The sequence below is a fragment of the Belliella filtrata genome (genome assembly GCF_022549775.1).
GTDB classification, from domain to species: Bacteria; Bacteroidota; Bacteroidia; order Cytophagales; family Cyclobacteriaceae; genus Belliella; species Belliella filtrata.
On sequence record NZ_JAKZGP010000128.1, the window covers coordinates 1 to 2,300 of the forward strand.

General features: G+C 39.2%; 2 protein-coding genes. Both read left to right on the forward strand.

Annotated elements, in window-relative coordinates; all coding sequences use genetic code 11:
* Nucleotides 1–171: 171 nt before the first annotated feature.
* Nucleotides 172–345, forward strand: coding sequence for a Lacal_2735 family protein (locus tag MM239_RS20690; protein WP_241350231.1), 174 nt, complete (start codon nt 172–174; stop codon nt 343–345).
* Between the two features lie 409 nt (nt 346–754).
* Nucleotides 755–2,158 (forward strand): DUF6600 domain-containing protein, encoded by a 1,404-nt coding sequence (locus MM239_RS20695; protein WP_241350232.1) that lies wholly within the window; start codon nt 755–757, stop codon nt 2,156–2,158.
* Nucleotides 2,159–2,300: the final 142 nt, after the last annotated feature.

A 2,300-nucleotide genomic window follows, 5' to 3' on the forward strand; every position in this document is an offset into this window, starting at 1 on the left:
TGCATGTGACTCAGGTTCAGTTATATAGGATTTTTTACGTTCCTTTTGAATAGCCCGAAGATTAATTCTTAAGCATAGTTGTAACAACCTAACAATCAACTTGAAAATTTATGCTCGGAATTGCTGAGATTAGAACATTTTGTATTTCTAGAAGTTATAAAAAGAAAAACTATGTTCGGATTATTCAAGAAAAAAACCGCCTTGGAAAAACTTCAAGCTGAATACAAAGACATGTTGGATAAAGTCCACAAATTATCGCATTCAAATAGAATTGAAGCAGATAAACTGATGGCTGAAGCTGAAGAAATAGCAAAAAAAATAGACGACCTAAAGGATAGCAAATAATATTATAATTTCTCTAACACGGTTTTTTTCTATTTGTTAAACCCGCTGTTGACAAATCCAATGAATATTTTGAAAATTAAGATATGCATGGGTAGAAGTAATTAGTTGATAACTTAACCCGTTTTTCCGGAATTTATCCAGAAGTAATTTTTAATATTTCTAAGATATTACCTCTGGTTTTAAAGCAAATTATCAAATTCCATATAATTTTCCTTAAAAGCAACCATTTCAAATGATCTGGTTGCTTTTTCGTTTTAGTCCGTATATATCACCAGTAATCATCAAATAAACAATTAATAAAAAATGTAAAATGAAATTTTTCAGCATTTTAATTAAATAGTGTCTCAAATTTCAAAACATATTTTTAGATATCAACGTAAAACAAACTATAATACTAAACCAGACTATCATGAAAAATCTAACTCTAATCCGACTAAGTCTCGTCCTGATGCTAAGCATTGGATTTGGACTTAAAAATAATGCAGAAGCTTCGCCTCCAGCAATGGGAGTTAGTTTCCAAGTATTTTATAATGAATTGAGTCCTCACGGAGATTGGGTTTCTGATCCAACTCACGGATATGTTTGGATTCCAAATGCAGGACCAAATTTCCACCCTTATGGAACAAATGGTCACTGGACAATGACAAACTATGGCAATACTTGGGTATCTGACTTTGCTTGGGGATGGGCTCCATTTCACTACGGAAGGTGGTTTTGGAACGACTTCTACGGTTGGGCTTGGGTTCCAGGTTATGAGTGGGGTCCTGCTTGGGTAAACTGGAGAACAGGTGGTGGCTATTATGGATGGGCACCTTTGGGACCAGGTGTAGGTATTAACGTTTCCTTTGGGTTTCATAGCAATCACTGGAGGTTTGTACCCCAGAGAAGGTTTATGCATAGAAATTTCTACAATTACTATGTTCCTCAAAGAAATGTCGTAAGTATTTATAATAGAACTACGATCATCAACAATACTTATGTCTATAATAACAGAACTTATGTGTCTGGACCAAGTAGGCAAGAAATTCGAAATGTAACACGTAGAAATGTACCAGTTCATCAAGTAAATAATGCAGGTAGAGCAGGTAGAGCAACAGTTAATAGTCGAGGTTTGAATATCTATAGGCCTGAAATTGACAACTCACGTGCAGCAAATGCTCAAGCTAGACCTTCTAGAGCAGTCTCAGCTGAAGAGTATAGAAGCAGACCAGCAGTGCAAAGTAGAGCGGCTGCAAATTCTCAAGTCAGAGAGGCAAATACACCTAGAAATTCAAGAACGGCAGCTCCTACTCAAAATAGCAGAAACAGCGAAGGTCAAGTAGCAACACCGCAGAGAAATCAGTCCAGATCAGCTGCTACAGAGCAACGTAATGCTCAAACTAGATCTGCTACACCGCAACAAGGTCAGACTAGACAAGCAGCTCCTCAGCAGAACCAAACTAGGCAGGCTACTCCTCAACAAAATCAAACCAGACAAGCGGCTCCTCAACAAAGTCAGACTAGACAAGCGGCTCCTCAGCAAAACAGACAAGAGCAAGCAAGACCAGCTCGTCAACAGACGCAAACTAGACAAGCGGTTCCGCAGCAAAGACAGAGCAACACAAGGGCAACCCCTCAAAGAAGCAATAATACACCAAAAGCTTCTCCAGCTCCGCAGAGACAAAGTAATTCGGGATCTGCAGTAAGGTCAAGTGGATCTGCTAATAGAAGTAGTGGTACTGTTAGATCAAGTGGGGGAAGCTCCTCAAGATCTTCTTCTGGAACGAGTTCAAGCTCCAGAGGAAGTAGTAGAGGAGGCAGAGGTACTAGCTAATTCTGATAATTTCTTTAAATCGGGTAGGAGAAACGGGATTAATTCCCGTTTCGACCTCCCACACCACCGTACGTACCGTTCGGTATACGGCGGTTCCTTGCTTTACGCCCTCTAAGAGAACGGGTTGACGTTGTTTTCAGTT